At 69.1% G+C, this 14,299-nt stretch carries 14 protein-coding genes; 5 read left to right on the top strand and 9 right to left on the bottom strand.

Annotated features, from left to right (window positions below):
* Both miaA and ACFVAV_RS32135 read right to left on the bottom strand, forming a co-directional pair.
* Positions 1–948 carry a tRNA (adenosine(37)-N6)-dimethylallyltransferase MiaA gene (gene miaA / locus ACFVAV_RS32140; protein ID WP_379039344.1) on the bottom strand — a complete coding sequence of 316 codons (948 nt, stop codon included), beginning with the start codon at positions 946–948 and terminating at the stop codon, positions 1–3.
* Positions 945–1,718, bottom strand: coding sequence for a hypothetical protein (locus ACFVAV_RS32135; RefSeq protein WP_379039343.1), 774 nt, complete (start codon positions 1,716–1,718; stop codon positions 945–947). Before ACFVAV_RS32135 ends, miaA begins: the two co-directional genes overlap by 4 nt.
* Positions 1,719–1,981: 263 nt before the next feature.
* On the opposite strand from ACFVAV_RS32135, the gene ACFVAV_RS32130 reads away from it, so the two are divergent.
* Positions 1,982–3,361, top strand: a complete 1,380-nt coding sequence (locus tag ACFVAV_RS32130) for a DUF349 domain-containing protein (RefSeq protein ID WP_379039342.1) — start codon at positions 1,982–1,984, stop codon at positions 3,359–3,361.
* 145 nt (positions 3,362–3,506) lie between these two features.
* Here ACFVAV_RS32130 and ACFVAV_RS32125 read toward each other — a convergent pair whose 3' ends face one another.
* On the bottom strand, positions 3,507–4,082 hold the full coding sequence (locus tag ACFVAV_RS32125) for a hypothetical protein (protein WP_379039341.1): 576 nt from the start codon (positions 4,080–4,082) through the stop codon (positions 3,507–3,509).
* A gap of 214 nt (positions 4,083–4,296) precedes the next feature.
* Positions 4,297–5,805: a tRNA (N6-isopentenyl adenosine(37)-C2)-methylthiotransferase MiaB gene (miaB, locus tag ACFVAV_RS32120; RefSeq protein WP_379039390.1), complete on the bottom strand. Its 1,509-nt coding sequence runs from the start codon at positions 5,803–5,805 to the stop codon at positions 4,297–4,299.
* A 259-nt stretch (positions 5,806–6,064) separates the two neighbouring features.
* Here miaB and ACFVAV_RS32115 point away from each other — a divergent pair, with 259 nt between their 5' ends.
* The 4 genes from ACFVAV_RS32115 to ACFVAV_RS32100 all read left to right on the top strand — a co-directional run bounded on the left by ACFVAV_RS32115 (position 6,065) and on the right by ACFVAV_RS32100 (position 9,317).
* A complete protein-coding gene (locus ACFVAV_RS32115) occupies positions 6,065–6,793 on the top strand; it encodes an amino acid ABC transporter ATP-binding protein (protein WP_379039389.1) in 729 nt (242 codons plus the stop codon).
* Between the two features lie 34 nt (positions 6,794–6,827).
* The gene (locus tag ACFVAV_RS32110) at positions 6,828–7,664 is read left to right on the top strand and encodes a glutamate ABC transporter substrate-binding protein (protein WP_379039340.1); all 837 of its coding nucleotides are present in this window, start codon (positions 6,828–6,830) and stop codon (positions 7,662–7,664) included.
* 91 nt (positions 7,665–7,755) lie between these two features.
* Positions 7,756–8,427 (top strand): amino acid ABC transporter permease, encoded by a 672-nt coding sequence (locus tag ACFVAV_RS32105; protein WP_379039339.1) that lies wholly within the window; start codon positions 7,756–7,758, stop codon positions 8,425–8,427.
* Positions 8,424–9,317 carry an amino acid ABC transporter permease gene (locus ACFVAV_RS32100; RefSeq protein ID WP_379039338.1) on the top strand — a complete coding sequence of 298 codons (894 nt, stop codon included), beginning with the start codon at positions 8,424–8,426 and terminating at the stop codon, positions 9,315–9,317. The genes ACFVAV_RS32105 and ACFVAV_RS32100 overlap by 4 nt, the downstream gene beginning before the upstream one ends.
* A 181-nt stretch (positions 9,318–9,498) precedes the next feature.
* Here the strand turns inward: ACFVAV_RS32100 and ACFVAV_RS32095 are convergent, their stop codons facing one another.
* From ACFVAV_RS32095 to ACFVAV_RS32075, 5 genes are all read right to left on the bottom strand, one after another.
* The gene (locus tag ACFVAV_RS32095; protein WP_379039337.1) at positions 9,499–10,359 is read right to left on the bottom strand and encodes a 3-hydroxyacyl-CoA dehydrogenase; all 861 of its coding nucleotides are present in this window, start codon (positions 10,357–10,359) and stop codon (positions 9,499–9,501) included.
* A gap of 141 nt (positions 10,360–10,500) precedes the next feature.
* Positions 10,501–11,463 carry a glycine betaine ABC transporter substrate-binding protein gene (locus ACFVAV_RS32090; protein WP_379039388.1) on the bottom strand — a complete coding sequence of 321 codons (963 nt, stop codon included), beginning with the start codon at positions 11,461–11,463 and terminating at the stop codon, positions 10,501–10,503.
* A gap of 14 nt (positions 11,464–11,477) precedes the next feature.
* The gene (locus tag ACFVAV_RS32085) at positions 11,478–12,230 is read right to left on the bottom strand and encodes an ABC transporter permease (RefSeq protein WP_379039387.1); all 753 of its coding nucleotides are present in this window, start codon (positions 12,228–12,230) and stop codon (positions 11,478–11,480) included.
* Between the two features lie 199 nt (positions 12,231–12,429).
* On the bottom strand, positions 12,430–13,608 hold the full coding sequence (locus ACFVAV_RS32080) for an ABC transporter ATP-binding protein (protein ID WP_379039336.1): 1,179 nt from the start codon (positions 13,606–13,608) through the stop codon (positions 12,430–12,432).
* Entirely contained in the window at positions 13,601–14,251 is a 651-nt protein-coding gene (locus ACFVAV_RS32075; RefSeq protein WP_379039386.1) for an ABC transporter permease, read from the bottom strand. Before ACFVAV_RS32075 ends, ACFVAV_RS32080 begins: the two co-directional genes overlap by 8 nt.
* Positions 14,252–14,299: the final 48 nt, after the last annotated feature.

Below are 14,299 nucleotides of genomic sequence, written 5' to 3'. Positions count from 1 at the left end.
TCACTGCGCTGTCCGTCCTGTCGGGTCTGCTCGGTGCTGGGAGAGCAGCGCCAGCGCGGTCGCGGCGAGCTCGGGATCGGCGCCGTCGACCCAGGCGACCCTGGGATCACGGCGGAACCACGACCGCTGCCTGCGCACATACCGGCGGGTGCCGATCAGGGTGCGCTCGCGGGCGTGGGCGAGGTCGTACTCGCCGTCGAGATGGGCCAGCACCTGGGCGTAGCCGATCGCGCGGCGGGCGGTCTGGCCGTCACGCAGCCCGAGTTCGATCAGGCCGCGCACCTCCTCGACCAGGCCGGTGTCGAACATGAGGGCGGTACGTGCCTCGATGCGGGCATCCAGGGCCGCGGTCTCCCGGTCGACACCGAGGATGGCGGTATCCCAGCGTGGCGGCCCGATCGTCGGCGCCGAGGCTGCGAAGGGCTGCCCGGTCAGCTCGACCACTTCGAGCGCGCGCACCATCCGCCTGCCGTCGGTGGGCAGGATGGTCGACGCCGCGACCGGGTCGGCTTCCTTCAGTGCGGCGTGCACCGCGTGCACCCCGCCCTCGGCGAGCAGCGCCTCCCAGCGGGCGCGGACCTCGGGGTCGGTCGCCGGGAAGTCCCACTGGTCGAGCAGCGCCTGCACGTACATCATCGAGCCGCCCACGATCACCGGGATGCGTCCGCGGGCCATGATGTCCTCGACGATCGCGCTCGCGGCACTCTGATAGGCGGCGACCGTCGCGGTCTCGGTGACGTCGAGGACGTCGAGGAGGTGGTGCGGGATACCGCGGCGCTGGTCGGGCGGCAGTTTCGCGGTGCCGATGTCCATCCCGCGATAGAGCTGCATCGCGTCGATATTGACGATCTCGCCGCCGAGCCGTTCGGCGAGATCGAGCGCGAGATCGGATTTCCCGGTGGCGGTGGGGCCGACCACCGCGATCGGGCGTCCCGGCCTGCTCGTCACTCGTCGATACCTTCCTGTCCACCCGGTTGCCACACGCTCACGTCGTAGCCGACGCCATAGGGTGCGCCCTGATAGAGGGTACGCACCCGCGGATCGGCCGGATCGGCGGTGAACAGACCGCCGAGTACCTGGTAGGCGGCGCGTCCGTCGAGCAGCAGTTCGGCGCACAGCGCGGGGTCGAGCACGGCCAGTCCGGACCGCGATCCCGAGCGCAGCGAGGCGTCGAGGGCCTGCTGCACCGTGGCCGCCCGCTCGTCCAGGTAGCCCGGCGCCGTGACGGTCAGCGTCGCCGCACCGTCGGCGACGACGAGCACCGCGTGCGGCACCGGATCAGCGTCGAGTTCGGCCCGCAGTGCGGCGCCGGCGCGCGCGCACTCCGACGGCGAAGAGTCGGCGGCGAGCAGCCGCGCCCGCACCGAGATCCCCGGCGCCACCTGCTCGCGCAACCACCCGGCGACCAGCACGGGCAGGGGAAGCTGGGCGTCTGCTGGGCCCGGATCCTCGCCCGCGGGGCCGAGTCCCACGACCACGTCGGCGCCGAAACCACGGAACGTCCCTCTGGTCGTGGCAGGGAAGTTCTGGTCGTGTGCGCCGACGCCGACGACGGTCCAGCGGGCGGCGGACGCGGCGAGCGTGGCCGCGGCCTCGAGGGTGGCGGCGCGCAGCACCGCGATCGGGTCGTCGGGATCGCTGCCGGACGCGACGGGACGCCCGCACAGTTCGGGCACCAGCATCGGCGGCGACGGGACCAGGGCCGCTATCGAGAACACGCCGTAACCGTAGCCGTACCGCGCGGGCGGCCCGGCACCCGCCGCACCGCGACCCGGCTGCGGTCTGCGAGTGTCCGGCGCGGTGATGCGCACCGAGATTGCTAGTGTTTTCAGGTGCGACTACCCACGTCGTCCGGGACGAAATCCCAGGAAATCCGGCATCCGATCCCCGCGATCGATGGTTTCCTCGGCTCGAACCGGGTTCAATGGGATGTGCTAGGGCGTAACCAGGCAGCCGTGACGCGCGGCAGGGACGGAGAGCAATGACCGACAGCAACGGAACCGCGAAGCCCACCCCCGGTCCGGGCCCGCGACCGTCCGCTAGCCCCAAGCCCGGCGGAAAGTCTCCGCGTCCGCCGAAGCCGCACGCCGTGAAACCGGCGCCGGGACCCGATCAACCCCATCCGCATCCCGTGGTCGTGCCGACCGTCACCGACCCGAGCAAGTGGGGCCGCGTCGACGAGGACGGCACCGCCTGGGTGAAGACCGCCGACGGCGAGCGTGTCATCGGCTCCTGGCAGGCGGGCGACGCCGCCGAGGGGCTCGAGCACTTCGGCCGCCGCTTCGACGACCTGGCGACCGAGGTCGCGCTGCTCGAGGCCAGGCTCGCCGCGGGCGCCGACGCCCGTAAGACCAAGGCCGCCGCGCTCGCGATCGCCGAGACGCTGCCCACCGCGGCCGTCATCGGCGACATCGACGGTCTGGCCACGCGCCTGCAGGCCATCACCGAGCACTCCGAGGAAGCCGCCGCGCACGCCAAGGAGGAGAAGGAGCGCGCCCGGCACGAGCACACCGAGCGCAAGGAAGCCCTCGCCGCCGAGGCCGAGCAGATCGCCGCGGAGTCCACCCAGTGGAAGCACGCGGGCGATCGGCTGCGCGAGATCCTCGACGAGTGGAAGTCCATCCGCGGGGTCGATCGCAAGGTCGACGACGCACTGTGGAAGCGCTACTCCAAGGCCCGCGAGGCGTTCAACCGCCGCCGCGGCGCGCACTTCGCCGAGCTCGACCGGGAACGCGCCTCGGCGAAGACCCGCAAGGAAGAGCTGTGCGTGCGGGCCGAGGAGCTGTCCGGGTCCACCGACTGGACCGGCACGGCCGCGGTGTTCCGCGATCTGCTCACCGAGTGGAAGGCCGCGGGCCGCGCGCCGCGCGAGGCCGACGAGGCCCTGTGGCGCCGGTTCAAGAGCGCCCAGGACGTGTTCTTCGCCGCCCGCAACGCGGCGGTGTCCGAGCGCGACGCCGAGTTCGAGCACAACGCCACCGCCAAGCAGGAACTGCTGAGCGCCTACGAGCACATCGACCCGGCCGCCGGACTCGACGCCGCCCGCAACGCGCTGCGCGAACTGCAGGACAAGTGGGACGCCATCGGCAAGGTGCCGCGCGAGCGCATGCAGGAGCTGGAAGGCAAGCTGCGCGCCATCGAGAAGCGCGTGCGCGACGCCGCCGACCAGCAGTGGCGCCGGACCGATCCGGAGGCCGTGGCCCGGGCCGCGCAGTTCCGCGAGCGGGTCGCCCAGTTCGAGGAGCAGGCCGCCAAGGCCACCGCGGCGGGTAAGAAGCGCGACGCGGAGAAGGCGCTCGAGCAGGCCAAGCAATGGCGCGAATGGGCCGAAGCCGCCGAGGGCGCCGTCAGCAATCGGTAACCGCCTCCCCGCGACTTTTGCCGGTCGTGGGGAGCGGGCTGGGTCGGCAACCGGACTCGCCGGAGTGCGCCGATAGTTCTGGGCGTACCCGGCGAGTTACCGATGTACTGACGAAATCAGTCGCCGCTGATCGGCGGATCTTCTCTTATTCGCCGGTGAGGCGCTTGCGGTCGCGCTCTTCGGCTTCGCGGGCGGCGTTGCGGCGCTGTTCTTCGGCGGCGAGCTGAATTGCGGTGCGGCTCCACACGACGCGAACCCAGTGGAAGGTGAGCACCATGATCGCGATGGTGCCCAGGATCAGGCCGATGCCGGGGCCCGCGCCTTCGTAGTTGCCCAGCCCGGGGGTCTGGCGGTGCCAGATCGACAGCACGCCGAACACGCTGCCGACCGCCGAGCCCGCGCAGGCCAGCCAGGCCAGCACCCAGCGGCGGGTGGTCAGGGCGAGCAGCGAGAAGCCGACACCGAAGACGATGACCAGCCAGACGAAGATCCGCGAGGGCAAGCCGATGTGCTCGACTCCCGCGGCGTCGGTATCGAGCAGCACATCGAAGCCGCGTGCGGTGCCCGCGGTCGGCAGGACAAGCGAGATCAGCAGCGCGAAGACCGCGCCCGCCACGACCAGCGCCCGCGCGCCGGGATCGATCTCGCCGGCTATGCGGCGTTCCACCGCGTCGAGTTCGCCGCGGAACTGTTCGAATTCCTTGTCGTCCACCCGGTTCACCGCGTCGTCGCTCCTGTCCGCAGGCTGATCGTTGCTGGGCTCGTGTGCGCCGGGCTCTACTGTGCCATCCCCGGATGGGCCGCCCGCACCCGACCCACTACGATCGGTAGTAGGTTCGGGTTCGTCCGCCGAGGAGGTCACGCTGTGCCATCCCGCGGCGTGGCGGGGCGCCTTGCGTGATCACACTGGGCTGCCGTCGCCGAGCGCTGACGGTTCACGCCGAACACCCGGTCGAGCAGCCGTCGACCACGGGCTCGATGACCGGGGCGCCGATCCGGGGCAGGCCGAGGCCGACACCGATCGGCTCGGTCTTGGGCGTCACCCCACGCTCGTGCGCGTCGCCCGCCTTGGTGCGCCGGTGCGACTTGACCACACCGTCGGCGATGAGGTGATGCGGCGCCGCCTCGGTGATGTCGACGGTGACGATGTCGCCGGGCCGGATCCCCGCGTCGGCGCCGGGCCGGAAGTGCACCAGCCTGCCGTCGCGGGCGCGACCGCTCATCCGGGCGGTGACCGCGTTCTTCTTGCCCGCGCCCTCGGCGACGAGCAGCTCCACCTCGGTGCCGATCAGCGCCTGGTTGGCCTCCAGCGACACCTGCTCCTGCAGCGCGATCAGCCGGTCGTAGCGTTCCTGCACGACCGCCTTGGGCAGCTGGTCGGGCAGTTCGGCGGCGGGCGTGCCCGGCCGCTTGGAGTACTGGAAGGTGTAGGCGCTGGTGAACCGCGCGCGGCGGACCACGTCCAGGGTCTCCTGGAAATCCTCCTCGGTCTCGCCGGGGAAGCCGACGATGATGTCGGTGGTGATCGAGGCGTGCGGCATCGCGGCGCGCACCTTCTCGATGATGCCGAGGAAGCGTTCCTTGCGGTAGGAGCGGCGCATCGCCTTGAGCACCCGGTCCGAGCCGGACTGCAGCGGCATGTGCAGCTGCGGGCAGACGTTGGGGGTCTGCGCCATCGCCTCGATCACGTCGTCGGTGAACTCGGCCGGATGCGGCGAGGTGAACCGCACCCGCTCCAGGCCCTCGATCTGCCCGGCCGCGCGCAGCAGCTGGGCGAAGGCGCCGCGATCACGCGGCTGCTCCGGGTCGACGAAGTTCACGCCGTAGGAGTTGACGTTCTGGCCGAGCAGCGTCACCTCGAGCACGCCCTGGTCGACGAGTGCCTGCACCTCGGCGAGCACGTCACCGGGGCGGCGGTCGACCTCCTTGCCGCGCAGCGCGGGCACGATGCAGAAGGTGCAGGTGTTGTTGCAGCCCACCGAGATCGACACCCAGCCCGCGTACGCCGATTCCCGCTTGGCGGGCAGGGTGGACGGGAAGGCCTCGAGCGATTCGAGGATCTCGACCTGGGCTTGTTCGTTGTGGCGGGCCCGCTCCAGCAGCACCGGCAGCGAGCCGATGTTGTGCGTGCCGAACACCACGTCGACCCACGGCGCCTTGCGCACGACCGTCTCGCGGTCCTTCTGCGCCAGGCAGCCGCCGACGGCGATCTGCATGCCGGGACGGCCCTGCTTCACCGGCGCCAGATGGCCGAGGGTGCCGTAGAGCTTGTTGTCGGCGTTCTCCCGCACCGCGCAGGTGTTGAACACCACCAGGTCGGGGGTGTCCGACGGCGCGGCCTTCACATAGCCCGCGTCTTCGAGCAGGCCGGACAAGCGTTCGGAGTCGTGTACGTTCATCTGGCAGCCGAAGGTGCGGACCTCGTAACTGCGCGCCTGCGTCACCGCGCGCTCCGTCGCGTTCTGTCCGTTCGAATCCACCCGTCCAGGGTACGGCCACCACCGGATGTGGTCTGCGTCGCGGTCGGGAGTCGGCCATGGTACCGGCAGGTTACCGGCCGGTGTCGTTTCGGCGTGCCGCGGCGGCGAGTCACGGAAACCCGGGCAAATCTCCGAAGAACGCCTAAGGTTTCTGACCATGACCGACGACGCCGCACCCGCGACCGGGAACGCCGACGCCGCCGCCACAGCTGGCGCGCCGCCGATGATCTCGATGCGCAACGTGGACAAACACTTCGGTGATCTCCACGTTCTGCGCCACATCAACCTGGAGGTCCCCCGCGGGCAGGTCGTGATCGTCCTCGGCCCCTCGGGTTCGGGGAAGTCCACCCTGTGCCGCACCATCAACCGGCTCGAGCCGATCGACTCCGGCGACATCGCCATCGACGGTGTCGCCATGCCCGCCGAAGGCAAGGCACTGGCCGCACTGCGCGCCGAGGTCGGCATGGTGTTCCAGTCGTTCAATCTGTTCGCGCACAAGACAATTCTCGAGAACGTGATGCTCGCGCCGATGAAGGTGCGCGGCATCAAGAAGGACGCGGCGCGCAAACACGCCCTCGCCCTGCTCGACCGGGTGGGCATCGCCAACCAGGCCGAGAAGTACCCGGCTCAGCTGTCGGGCGGCCAGCAGCAGCGCGTCGCCATCGCCCGGTCGCTGGCGATGGACCCGAAGGTGATGCTGTTCGACGAGCCCACCTCGGCGCTGGACCCGGAGATGGTCAACGAGGTGCTCGAGGTGATGGTCTCCCTCGCCAAGGAGGGCATGACGATGCTCGTCGTCACCCACGAGATGGGCTTCGCCCGCCGTGCCGGGCACCGGGTGCTGTTCATGGCCGACGGTGAGGTCGTCGAGGACACCTCCCCCGACACCTTCTTCACCGCGCCGTCCTCGGATCGCGCCAAGGACTTCCTCGGCAAAATTCTCAGTCACTGAGCTCACCCATCCATCACCAGGAGAAGGACACTCGATGAGGATCAATCGTGCGATGCGGGTCGGAATCGGCGCCGCGGCACTGGCATTGGCTGCCACGCTCACCGCGGGCTGTGGCGGCGGTGACGAGGGGTCGGTGCTCGACCACGCCAAGGAAGGCAAGCTGACGGTCGGCATCAAGTTCGACCAGCCGGGCCTGGGCCTGCGCAACACCGACGGCACCTACAGCGGTTTCGACGTCGAGGTGGCCAAGTATGTCGCCGACAAGCTGGGCGTGAAGCCGGAGAACATCACCTTCAAGGAGTCGCCGTCGGCGCAGCGCGAGACGCTGCTCGAGAACGGTCAGGTCGACTACGTCGTCGCGACCTACTCGATCACCGACAAGCGCAAGGAGAAGGTCGATTTCGCCGGCCCGTACTACGTCGCCGGTCAGGATCTGCTGGTGCGCGCCGACAACACCGACATCACCGGCCCCGAGTCGCTGGCCGGCAAGAAGGTGTGCTCGGTGAAGGGTTCCACCCCGGCCCAGAACATCAAGGACAAGTACCCGCAGGCGCAGCTGCAGACCTACGACACCTACTCGCTGTGCATCGAGGCGCTGCGTGGCGGCGCGATGGACGCGGTCACCACCGACAACGTCATCCTCGCCGGCTACGCCGCGCAGTCGCCGGGCGCGTACAAGCTGGTCAACAAGCCCTTCACCACCGAGAACTACGGCATCGGCATCAAGAAGGGCGAGACCGAGGCCCGCACCAAGATCAACGACGCGATCGAGGCGATGATCGCCGACGGTTCCTGGAAGGCCGCGCTGGAGAAGTCCTTCGCCGGCACCGGCTTCGCGATTCCGCAGCCGCCGACCGTCGACCGCTACTGATCACCACCGCGACGGTGGCTCGGAAATCCCGGGCCACCGTCGCGGTTGATGTCCTGCTGGCCCTTACACACCGATCGGAGGACGCGCGTCCGTGCTCGACCTGATCTCGAGGTATGACACCGAAATCCTCGATGCCTTCTGGGTGACCATCAAGCTGACGTTCTTCTCCGCGATCGGCGCGCTGATCCTGGGCACCCTCGTCGCCGCCATGCGCGTGTCTCCCATCCCGGTCGCGCGCTGGGTCGGCTCCGCCTACGTCTCGATCTTCCGCAACACCCCGCTGACGCTGATCATCGTGTTCTGCTCGCTCGGTCTGTACACCACGCTGGGCTGGAAGCTGGCCGGTGATTCGCTGTCGGACAACAATTATCGCTGGGCGATCGTCGGCTTGAGTGTCTACACGGCGGCTTTCGTGTGCGAGTCGCTGCGCTCGGGAATCAACACGGTGGCGCTGGGCCAGTCCGAGGCGGGCCGCTCGCTCGGCTTCGGTTTCGCGCAGAACCTGCGCCTGGTGGTGCTGCCGCAGGCCTTCCGCGCGGTCATCGCCCCGCTGGGCAGTGTGCTGATCGCATTGACGAAGAACTCGACGATCGCCTCGGTGATCGGCGTCGGCGAGGCCGCGTTCCTGATGAGCGAGATGAACGAGAACGAGGCCGCGCTGCTCGCGATCGGCGCGATCTTCGCCCTCGGCTTCGTCATTCTCACCCTGCCGACCGGCCTGTTCTTCGGCTGGCTGGCCAAGCGATACGAGGTAGCCCGATGAGCGCAGCTTCGGTCCTGTTCGACGCGCCGGGGCCGCGCGCGCGCGTCCGGCATCGCCTCTACTCGGTCCTGGTCGTCGTCGCGCTGGCCGGTTTCGGCTGGTTGCTGTACGACGCGTTCGCCGAGCAGGGCCAGTTCACCGCGGCCAAGTGGAAGCCGTTCCTGGACGCGGGAGTCTGGGAGACCTACCTGCTGCCCGGTCTGCGGGGCACCTTGACCGCGGCGGTCATCTCGATCGTGTTCGCGCTGATCTTCGGCATGATCTTCGGCATCCTGCGGTTGTCGGATCATCGGTGGATCCGCTGGACCGCGGGCGCGGTCGTCGAGCTGGCCAGGGCGATCCCCGTGCTGATCCTGATGATCTTCCTGTTCGCCGTGTTCGGCGAGTACAAGGTCTTCCGCTCCGACGACCTGGCGCTGGCCGCGGTCGTCATCGCGCTGGTCATCTACAACGCCTCGGTCATCGCCGAGATCGTGCGCGCGGGTATCCGGTCGCTGCCCAAGGGCCAGACCGAGGCCGCGGTGGCGCTGGGCCTGCGCAAGACCCAGCTGATGCGCCTGATCCTGCTGCCGCAGGCGATCACCGCGATGCTGCCCGCGCTGGTGTCGCAGATGGTGGTCGTGCTCAAGGACACCGCGCTGGGCTACCAGATCACCTATGTGGAGCTGGTGCGTGCGGGTCAGCAGGAAGGCGCCTCGCAGCAGAACACGATCCCCGCGCTGATGGTCGTCGCGCTGATCATGATCTCGCTGAACCTGGCACTGACCTTCCTGGCGACGACGCTGGAGAAGCGCCTGCGTTCCCGGCGCAAGAAGGGCGGCGGCACCGTGCTGGCCGCCGATTCGATCGTCACCGACGCCGCTCCCGGCGTGGACATCACCAAGAACTAGATCGGCGAACACACCGCGGGGCCCGGTCTGGACGGATCGGGCCCCGCAGTGTGTTTCCTGGTCCTCGCCGATGAGGCCGAATTCGCGCAGTAGCGGCCCGATCTCGGTGTCGCCGAGCTTCGTCAGCAGCCGGTTGCGGACGAATTCCGGTCCGGGCGGGCTCATCTCCTCGCTAGCGGGACTACGCGGGGTAGCGGTAGAACCCCTCTCCGGTGGCTACGCCGAGCTTGCCCTTGGCGATGTAATTCTCCTGTAGCCAGGCCGCGAGCTTCTTGTCGGCGTCGCGGCCGTTGATCAGGATGTTGTACGGGGTGGTCAGGCCGATGATGTCGAGGATCTGGAACGGGCCCATGGGCGCGCCGGTGGCGATGCGCCAGGTCTCGTCCACCGCGGCGGGCTCGGCGTATCCGCCTGCGGCGAGCGCGATTCCGGAATTCAGGAACGGCACCAGCAGCGAGTTGAGGACGTAACCGGCCTTCTCCTTGTGCAATTCGATCGGCACCATGCCGATGGCCTTCGCGAAGTCGGCCACCGCGCGGAACACCGCCGGATCGGTCTGCTCGGTGCCCATGACCTCGGCGGTGTTGAACTTCCAGACCTGGTTGGCGAAGTGCAGCGCCAGGAACCGGTCGGCGCGGCCGGTGTAGTCGACGATGTCGCTGGGCAGCAGCGTCGAGGAGTTCGTCGCGAACACAGTGCGTTCGGGCGCGAGCGCACCGAGCTTGCCGTACAGGTCGCGCTTGATCTCGAGTACCTCCGGCACCGCCTCGATGATCAGGTCCGCTTCGGCCACCGCGGCGGCCAGATCGGCGGTCAGCGTGATGCCCGCCGCGGTCGCAGTGGTGTTGCCCGCATCGGCGCCTGCCACGTCCCGCTGGTAGACCGTGGCGAGGTCGCCGAAGCGGGTGCGGGCGGCGGTGAGCGCCTTGTCGTCGATGTCGTAGGCGGTCACGTCGAACCCGTGGAACGCGGTCTGGAAGGCGATCTGGGATCCGAGCACCCCCGTACCCAGAACGGTTACCTTGCGGAATTCGATGGTCATACGTCATCCTCCCAGTCGGTTTCCGGTGTCACCACCGCCGTCCATCATGGTCGGAAGCTGAGTCCGTGGCGTGAACGACCCACGCGTTTCGGGCATCTCGGGTGAGACGCTGGTAACAGTTCGGCCAACCGCCACGGTGGATCAGCCCGCGGTGACCAGCCCCTCGGCGACCATCCAGTCGCGCGCGACGTCGGCCGGTTCGCGGCCGCCGATGTCGACCTGCCGATTGAGTTCGGTGATCACCGCGTTGGTCAGGCGCGCGGAGATGGGTTCCATGATCTGCGCGACCTGCGGATGCGCGTCGGCGAAGCCGCGGTGCATGACCAGGGCGGCGTTGTACTTCGGGAAGAAGCCGCGATCGTCGGTGAGCAGCACCAGGTCCAGGGCGGGGATGCGGCCGTCGGTGGCCGCGACCGAGCCGAACCGGCATTGCTTCGCGTCGGCGGTCGCCTGGTAGACCAGCGCGTCCTGGACGATCTGTTTCTGTACGGTGCCGACGTCGATGCCGTACTTGCGCGCCATACCGGGGTAGCCGTCCTGGCGGACGTTGAACTCGGTACCCACACAGGTCGAGGCCGCGGCGGGATCCTTGGCGATCAGTGCCGCGTAGTCCGACAGTGTGCGCACCCCGGTGTCCTCGACGGTGCGCCGGGCGGCGACGAGCGCGTAGGTGTTGTTCATCGGTGCCATCGCGGCCCACACCATGTCGTGCTGGGCGAGGTCGGCGTCGCGGACGAGTTCGAACTGGCGGCGCTCGTCGGGCTCCGGTGTCTCGTTGCCCAGGTAGTTGATCCAGCCGGTGCCGGTGTAGTCGTAGGCGATGTCGACCTGGCCGTGCAACTGGGCGTCACGCAGGCTGTTGGAGCCCTGGATGTTGGTCAGGTCGCGCACGTTCGCGCCCGCCGCGGTGAGCGCGAATTCGATGAGGTAGCCGAGGATGTTGGCCTCGGTGAAGTCCTTGGAGCCCACCGTGACCGCGACCCCGTCGAGCTCCGGGACGGCCACGATGCTGCCCGGCCCGACCGGCAGCGGCACCGAACTCCCCGATTGCAGACCACAACTCGCGAGCAGCAGCACGCCGACCACGGGGGCGAACCCGCGCATCCATCGGGTGATCCTCACCGCAACCCCCTCGGTCCGAGGAACTGTTCGGCCAGCGCACCGAGCCAGTCGACGAACAGTGCCAGTGCGACGGCGAGCACGGCGCCCACTGCCAAAGTGACGTTGTCGCGCAGTTTGTAGCCGGTGTCGATCAGGATGCCGAGTCCGCCCGCGCTCACCAGGAACGACAGCGTCGCGGTGCCGACGGCCAGGACCAGCGCGGTCCGCAGCCCGGCCAGGATGTAGGGCACCGCGAGCGGAAACTCGATGCGCCGCAACACCTGCACCGCCGACATGCCCTGCCCGCGCCCGGCGTCGATGAGGGTCGGGTCCACCTCTTGGTAGCCGAGGATCGTGTTGCGCAGCACCGGCAGCAGCGAACAGAACGCGATGGGCGCGACCCCCACCCAGAATCCCGTGGTGCGGGTGACCAGGTAGCACAGCACGATCAGGCCGATGGCGGGCGCCGACGCCCCGATATTGGCGATGCCGACGAAAAACGGGGCGAGGCGGCGGAATCCGGGCCGGGTGAGCAGGGTGCCCAGCGGCACGGCGACCACGACGACGATGAGTACCACCGCCGCGGTGATCAGGATGTGCTGCCAGGTGACCTCGGCGATATTGCCGACATTGACGCTGGCCTGCTGAGTGAGCGTGAGATCGCGCCGGAATGCCCACACCAGTACCCCGACGGTGAGGATCAGCACGATCACCGGCTGGACGAGCAGACGCAGAAACTCGGCGCGGCGCTGAGCGGCGGGCGCAGCCATTGCGGCGGGCGCGGCCACCATCGAACCAGGCTGGACGGTACCGGGATTCGTCACGCGGCTGCCCTCCGCGCTCGGGTCGACCGGCCGGTGGCGACATCGGCTACCTGGACGGAGAACACCTGAGGTCGCACGCCGCGAGCGCTGTCGCCTGGCTGTGCGGGACTCCGGGGCGCGACCGGTGTCCGGACCGTCACCGTGGTCATGCCTGCACCGTCGCGGTGGAACCCTCAGCGGCCAGATGACCGATCAGGGTGTCGACGGTGACCACTCCGGCGAACGAGCCCGCGCTGTCGACGACGACCGCCGAGGCGGTGCGCTCGGTCAGCAGGATGGCGAGAGCGTCCTGCAAAGTCGCCTCGGCGGGCAGCGTGGCCGCGATCGGTGTTCCCAGGTCACGCAGCGAATCCGCGTGGGCGAGTTCAGCCGCCGGGACCCGGCGCACCGGTCTGCGCTGGGCGTCCAGGACAATGCCCCAGTCCTGTTTCGCGGTGTGCAGGCGGTCGGTCAGATCGGCCGGTGCGGTGTCCTCGGCGACGGCGATGCCCTGGTCCAGGTCGAGGTCGGCGAGGACGGCGAGACCGAGACGGTCGATGGTGGCGGTGGCGCCGACGAAGCCGGCGACGGTGTCGTCGGCGGGGGCGGCCAGTATCGCCGCCGGGGTGTCGTATTGGAGAATGCGGGAGCGCTCGCCCAGCACCGCGATCCGGTCGCCCAGTTTCACGGCCTCGCCGAAATCGTGGGTGACGAAGACGATGGTCTTGCCGAGTTCACCCTGCAGGCGCAGCAATTCGTCCTGGAGCAGGGCGCGGGTGATCGGGTCTACGGCGCCGAACGGCTCGTCCATCAGCAGAACCGGCGGGTCGGCCGCCAGCGCTCTGGCGACACCGACGCGCTGCTGCTGACCGCCGGAGAGCTGACGCGGGAAGCGGTTGCGGTAGGTGGCGGGATCGAGGCCGACGAGAGCGAGCATCTCGTCGACGCGAGCGCTGGTGCGGCGCCGGTCCCAGCCGAGCAGTCCCGGGACCGTGGCGATGTTCTTGGCGACGGTCAGATGCGGGAACAGGCCGGCCTGCTGGATGGAATAGCCTATGCCGCGGCGCAATTCGTCGGCGTCGATCGCGGCGGCATCGCGGCCGCCGATGGTGACGGTGCCCGAGCTGGGTTCGATCAGCCGGTTGATCATCCGCATCGTGGTCGTCTTGCCGCAGCCCGACGGCCCGACCAGAACCACGATCTCGCCGGCCGGGATGGTCATGCTGACCTCCTCGACCGCCGGATCACGCTGGTCCGGATAGCGTTTGGTCACCCGGTCGAGCACGATCTCGACTCCGGAGACCGCAGCTGCCGCTGCCCCGGTGCTGGTTTCGCTGTCAGTCACGAATTCCCCTCGATATGGTGAGCCGGCCGAGTGCGACCAGGACGCCGTCGAGCGCGAGCGCGAGCACGACGATGAGGACGGTGCCGGTGAGCGCCTGCGGCACCGCATTGGGGCTGCCCAGCCGCGAGAGCCCCGAGAAGATCAGGTTGCCCAGGCCGGGGCCTTTCGCATAGGCAGCCAGCGCCAGGATGCCCATGATCATCTGCGTACTGACCCGCATCCCGGCCAGAATCGACGGCCACGCCAACGGGAGCTCGATAGCGGTGAGCATCCGCAACCGGTTCATCCCGACGCCCCGCGCCGCGTCGACCACTGCCGGACCCACGGCGGACAAGCCGAGCACGGTGTTGCGCAGGATCGGCAGCAGCGCGTACAGCACCAGCGCCACGATCGTCGGCCCGACCCCCAGCCCGAGGAACGGAATCAGCAACCCGAGCAGCGCGAACGACGGCACGGTGAGGATCGCCCCCGCGGTCGCGGTCGCCGCCGCGGAACCGAGCGGGCTCCGGTACACCAGCACCCCGACGACCACCGCGACGATCGTCGCCAGCACCAGTGACTGCACCACCGCCGACACATGCAGATACGAATCGACCAGCAACTGCTCGCGCCGGTTCACCACGAACGACCACAACGCGTCCAGGGTCCACCTCCGTTACCTGAATTGTGAGTGTTTGTTTGACAACCCATG

Source organism: Nocardia sp. NPDC057663 (assembly GCF_042799895.1).
Classification (GTDB): domain Bacteria; phylum Actinomycetota; class Actinomycetes; order Mycobacteriales; family Mycobacteriaceae; genus Nocardia.
Note: the sequence above shows the minus strand (reverse complement) of the source record. Positions and strands in the feature narration are given on the sequence as shown.

What these genes read in the sequence shown, in the direction of transcription:
- ACFVAV_RS32095 (WP_379039337.1), bottom strand. Translation starts at nt 10,359, where the DNA reads ATGACCATCGAATTCCGCAAGGTAACCGTTCTGGGTACGGGGGTGCTC.
- ACFVAV_RS32110 (WP_379039340.1), top strand. Translation starts at nt 6,828, where the DNA reads ATGAGGATCAATCGTGCGATGCGGGTCGGAATCGGCGCCGCGGCACTG.
- ACFVAV_RS32115 (WP_379039389.1), top strand. Translation starts at nt 6,065, where the DNA reads ATGATCTCGATGCGCAACGTGGACAAACACTTCGGTGATCTCCACGTT.
- ACFVAV_RS32100 (WP_379039338.1), top strand. Translation starts at nt 8,424, where the DNA reads ATGAGCGCAGCTTCGGTCCTGTTCGACGCGCCGGGGCCGCGCGCGCGC.
- ACFVAV_RS32130 (WP_379039342.1), top strand. Translation starts at nt 1,982, where the DNA reads ATGACCGACAGCAACGGAACCGCGAAGCCCACCCCCGGTCCGGGCCCG.
- ACFVAV_RS32090 (WP_379039388.1), bottom strand. Translation starts at nt 11,463, where the DNA reads ATGCGCGGGTTCGCCCCCGTGGTCGGCGTGCTGCTGCTCGCGAGTTGT.
- ACFVAV_RS32085 (WP_379039387.1), bottom strand. Translation starts at nt 12,230, where the DNA reads ATGGCTGCGCCCGCCGCTCAGCGCCGCGCCGAGTTTCTGCGTCTGCTC.